The 4,857-nt window shown below is 73.1% G+C and carries 3 protein-coding genes; 2 read left to right on the forward strand and 1 reads right to left on the reverse strand.

The window, feature by feature from the left end; all coding sequences use genetic code 11:
- Window positions 1-47: 47 nt before the first annotated feature.
- On the reverse strand, window positions 48-1,475 hold the full coding sequence (pyk, locus tag ACFUEL_RS35205; RefSeq protein WP_380241573.1) for a pyruvate kinase: 1,428 nt from the start codon (window positions 1,473-1,475) through the stop codon (window positions 48-50).
- Between the two features lie 357 nt (window positions 1,476-1,832).
- Here pyk and ACFUEL_RS35210 point away from each other — a divergent pair, with 357 nt between their 5' ends.
- Together ACFUEL_RS35210 and ACFUEL_RS35215 are read left to right on the forward strand one after the other, a co-directional pair.
- A complete protein-coding gene (locus ACFUEL_RS35210; RefSeq protein ID WP_380241575.1) occupies window positions 1,833-3,659 on the forward strand; it encodes a bifunctional metallophosphatase/5'-nucleotidase in 1,827 nt (608 codons plus the stop codon).
- 170 nt (window positions 3,660-3,829) lie between these two features.
- A complete protein-coding gene (locus tag ACFUEL_RS35215; protein ID WP_380241577.1) occupies window positions 3,830-4,780 on the forward strand; it encodes a hypothetical protein in 951 nt (316 codons plus the stop codon).
- Window positions 4,781-4,857: the final 77 nt, after the last annotated feature.

Genomic DNA, 4,857 nt, shown 5'->3' on the forward strand with positions numbered 1-4,857 from the left:
GCCCCCTCCCGGCCGGGCCGGGGGGAGCGGGCCGCGCGGCGCGGAGGTCAGTTGGCCGGCTCGCCGACGTGGTGCACGCGCACCAGGTTGGTGGAGCCGGCCAGGCCGGGCGGGGAGCCGGCGGTGATGATCACCACGTCGCCGGGCTTGCAGCGGCCCAGGCTCAGCAGCGCGGAGTCGACCTGGGCGACGAGTTCGTCGGTGGTGGTGACGAACGGGCCGAGGAAGGTCTCCACGCCCCAGGTGAGCGCCAACTGGCTGCGCACGGCGGGCTCGTAGGTGAAGGCCAGCACCGGGATCGGCGAGCGGTAGCGGGTCAGCCGGCGGGCGGTGTCGCCGCTCTGGGTGAACGCGATCAGGTACTTGGCGTCCAGGAAGTCGCCGATCTCGGCGGCGGCGCGGGCGACCGCGCCGCCCTGGGTGCGGGGCTTGTTCTTGTCGGTGAGCGGCGGCAGGCCGGCGGCGAGGACGTCCTCCTCGGCGGCCTCGACGATCCGGGCCATGGTCTTGACCGTCTCGACCGGGTACTTGCCGACCGAGGTCTCGCCGGAGAGCATCACCGCGTCGGTGCCGTCGAGCACCGCGTTGGCGACGTCGGACGCCTCGGCGCGGGTCGGCCGGGAGGCGTTGATCATCGAGTCCAGCATCTGGGTGGCGACGATGACCGGCTTGGCGTTGCGCTTGGCCAGCTTGACCGCGCGCTTCTGGACGATCGGCACCTGCTCCAGCGGGAGTTCGACGCCCAGGTCGCCGCGGGCGACCATGATGCCGTCGAAGGCGTCCACGATGGACTCCAGGTTGTCCACCGCCTGCGGCTTCTCGATCTTGGCGATGACCGGGATCCGGCGGCCCTCCTCGGCCATGATCCGGTGCACCTCCTCGACGTCCCTCCCGCTGCGCACGAACGACAGCGCGATGATGTCGGCCCCGGTCCGCAGCGCCCAGCGCAGGTCCTCGACGTCCTTGTCGGAGAGCGCGGGCACCGAGACGGCGACGCCGGGGAGGTTGAGGCCCTTGTGGTCGGAGACCAGTCCGCCCTCGATGACGATGCAGTGCACCCGGGGGCCCTCGACGTGGGTGACCTCCAGGCAGACCCGGCCGTCGTCGACCAGGATCCGCTCGCCGCGCGAGACGTCCGCGGCCAGGCCCTTGTAGGTGGTGCCGCAGATCTCCCGGTCGCCCGGGACGTCGTCGACGGTGATGGTGAACTCGTCGCCGCGCTCCAGCAGGACGGGCCCGTCGGCGAAGGTGGCGAGGCGGATCTTCGGGCCCTGCAGGTCGGCCAGCACGCCGACGCTGCGGCCTGACTCGTCCGATGCCTTGCGGACCCGGTGGTAACGGTCCTCGTGCTCCGCGTGGGAGCCGTGGCTGAGGTTCAGTCGGGCGATGTCCATGCCCGCGTCGACCAGGGCCTTGATCTGGTCGTACGAGTCCGCGGCAGGCCCGAGAGTACAAACGATTTTTGCTCGGCGCATACAGCAGAGCCTAGGCATTACCGGGTCGTAACAGAGCAGTTCCGGCCAGTCCCCCCATGGCAGTTGGCGAAAGATTTGGTGAACGGTCCAGCACCGCGCGGCGGGTGGCGCGCGGGGGTGAGCATCCGGGGGGCGGATTGACGCACGCGCGTGCGGCCGGCCGGGCCGCGTCACGTGCGGGTCACCCACGTCTCACCTGTTGGATGGCTGGAGGGTCTGGCCCCGGCGGCCGGAAAGCGGCAGACTGCCAGACGCGTTTTCTACGCGCGTCACCACGGGTGGCGGGGTGCCGCCTGCCCCGGCCCGGACGCCCGCTGACCGCCCGCACCGCCCGCACCGCCCGACTTGGAGTCCTCGATGCCCCTGAACCGCCGTGACTTCGTCACCCGCTCCGCCGCCACCGCGGCCGGCGCCGCCCTGGCCGGCGGCCTCGCGGCCGCCCCCGCCTCCGCCGCGGACCACGACCGGGACGAGTCCCGCGGCAGGGGCCCCGTCCCCTTCAAGGCCGCCTTCACCGTGATGGGCACCACCGACCTGCACGGCCACGTCCTGAACTGGGAGTACTTCACCGACTCCGAGTACGACGACGCCGCCCACAACGACGTCGGCCTGGCCAAGATCTCCACCCTGGTCGAGCAGGTCCGGCAGGAGAAGGGCCGCGGCCGCACCCTGCTGATCGACGCCGGCGACACCATCCAGGGCACCCAGCTCTCCTACTACTTCGCCCGGATCGAGCCGATCACCGGCACCAAGGCCCCGCGCCACCCGATGGCGAGCGCGATGAACGCCATCGGCTACGACGCCGCCGCGCTCGGCAACCACGAGTTCAACTACGGCATCCCGCTGCTGCGCGCCTACCAGGACCAGCTGGACTTCCCGCTGCTGGGCGCCAACGCGGTCGACGCCAAGAGCGAGAAGCCGGCCTTCCCGCCGTACGTCATCCGCGAACTGCACCTCGGCCACGGCCGCCCGGTCCGGGTCGGCATCCTCGGCCTGACCAACCCCGGCATCGCCATCTGGGACAAGGCCAACGTGCAGGGCAAGCTGGCCTTCCCCGGCATCCCGGAGATCGCCGCCAAGTGGGTCCCCAAGGTCCGCGCGGCCGGCGCCGACGTGGTCGTCATCACCGCGCACACCGGCGTGGACGGCGCCTCCTCCTGGGGCGACCAGCTGCCCTACAGCGAGAACGCGGGCGCCGAGATCGCCGCGACCGTCCCCGGCGTCGACGCGATCCTGGTCGGCCACGCCCACAAGGAGATCCCGCAGCGGATCGTGGTCAACCAGCAGACCGGCAAGGACGTCGTGCTCTCCGAGCCCGCGCTCTGGGGCGAGCGGCTGACCTGCTTCGACTTCGAGGTCGAGTTCGCCCGCGGCGAGTGGACCGTCACCGGCGTCAGCGCCCGGCTGCTGAACGCCAACACCGTCGCCGAGGACCCGAAGGTCGTCAAGCTGGTCGCCGACCAGCACAAGAAGGTCGTCGCCTACGTCAACCAGGTCATCGGCAGCTGCAAGGAGGCCCTCTCCATCGCCGACGCCCGGTTCAAGGACACCCCGATCATCGACCTGATCGGCAAGGTCCAGGCCGACGCGGTCCGCGACGCGCTGGCCGGCGGCCCGTACGCGAGCCTGCCGGTGCTCGCCCAGGCCGCGCCGTTCAACCGCACCGCGGCCATCCCGGCCGGCGAGGTCAAGCTGCGCGACGCGGCCGGGCTGTACATCTACGAAAACACCCTGGAGGCCCGGATCCTGACCGGCGCCCAGCTCAAGGACTACCTGGAGTACTCCGCCAAGTACTACGCCCAGGTCGCCCCCGGCGCGCCGATCGACCCGGCCACCCTGACCAACCAGGCCAACAACACCCCCGACTACAACTACGACTCGATCTACGGCCTGTCGTACGACATCGACATCGCGCAGCCGGTCGGCAGCCGGATCACCGACCTGTCGTACCAGGGCGCGCCGCTCCACCCGGCGGCGCAGTTCGTCCTCGCCGTCAACAACTACCGCGCCAGCGGCGGCGGCAACTTCCCGCACGTCGCCGCCGCCCAGCAGGTGTGGGCCAACTCCGACGAGATCCGCAACACGATGATCGCCTGGGTGAAGGCCAAGGGCGTCATCGACCCGGCCGACTTCTACGGCACGAGCACCTGGCGCCTGGTCCGGGCCGGCGTCCCGGTCTTCTAGGCCGTCCGGCCGCTGACGCACCGTCAACCCGCCTGGGCCGTCCGGGGATCCGTCCCCGGGCGGCCCGCCGCGCGCCCGGGAACCGTCCGCCGCCCCGCCCCGTCCAAGCCCCGTCCGGCCACGGACCCGGACCACGGACCACGGACCACGACCCAGGGGGATGGCGGAAGATGCGCGTACGGACAGCACTCGCGGCGGGCGCGGCGGCGGCCCTGCTGCTCGCCGGGTGCGCGAGCGAGCCGGTCGGCACCGGCGGCGCCGGGGGGAGCAGGGTCGCGCCCGTCGGGACCGTCCCGGCCGGGTCGCAGCCGCGGCCCGCGACCGGCGCGGCCGCCGAGCAGGCCGCGAAGGTGGCCGCGGCCTGGCCCGGGTCGAGCACCCGGCAGGCGTGGGAGCACGGCTACTACCCGGTCGAGCAGACCACCGAGTGGCTGCCCCCCGACGCCTTCCACAGCGGCGCCGACAAGCACGCGTACCTGACGCACCGGTTCGACCTGAAGGTGCCGCTGCCGGTCTCCGTCTCCGGCCTCTCCGAGGTGCGGTTCGCCGACGGCTCCACCCTCGCCCTGCCGCAGCGCTCCGCCGAGGACGTCCTCGACTCGCTGCCCGCCGCCACCGTGGACTGCGCCGACCGGTGCCCCCCGCTCGTGGTCACCGCCGTCCGGCCCGGCACCCGCCAGGTCGCCACCAGCCGGGGCGAGGCCACCGTCCCGGTCTGGGAGTTCACCGTCGAGGGCTACGCGGAGCCGTTCCGCTACCCCGCCGTCCTCCCCCAGGCGGGGCAGGCCCTCCCCCGCTCCGAGCCCACCGTGCCCGCCGTGCCCGGCCCGTGGACCGCCGACGGCGTCCCCGCGTCCCTCTCCGCGGTCTCCCCCGACGGCCTGCTGCTGACCGGCTACGTCTCCTACGGCTGCGCCACGGTCGACCCCGGCAGCGTCTACGAGACCGACCAGGTGGTCGTCCTGGTCGGCCACACCACCCCGCGCAAGCTCGCCCCGGACGAGGTGTGCCCGGCGAGCATCAACGCCGCCCCGGTCGCATTCCGGCTCTCCCGCCCGCTCGGCACCCGCGTCGTCCTCGGCCTGGCCGACGGCCTCCCGCAACTGCCTCGGCAGCGCTGAGCCCACGCGGGCCGCACCGACCGGCGCTGCGCCCGCGCGGGCCGCACCGACCGGCGTTGTGCCCGCGCGGGCCGCAC

The sequence above is a fragment of the Kitasatospora sp. NPDC057198 genome (assembly GCF_042670125.1).
Lineage (GTDB): Bacteria > Actinomycetota > Actinomycetes > Streptomycetales > Streptomycetaceae > Kitasatospora.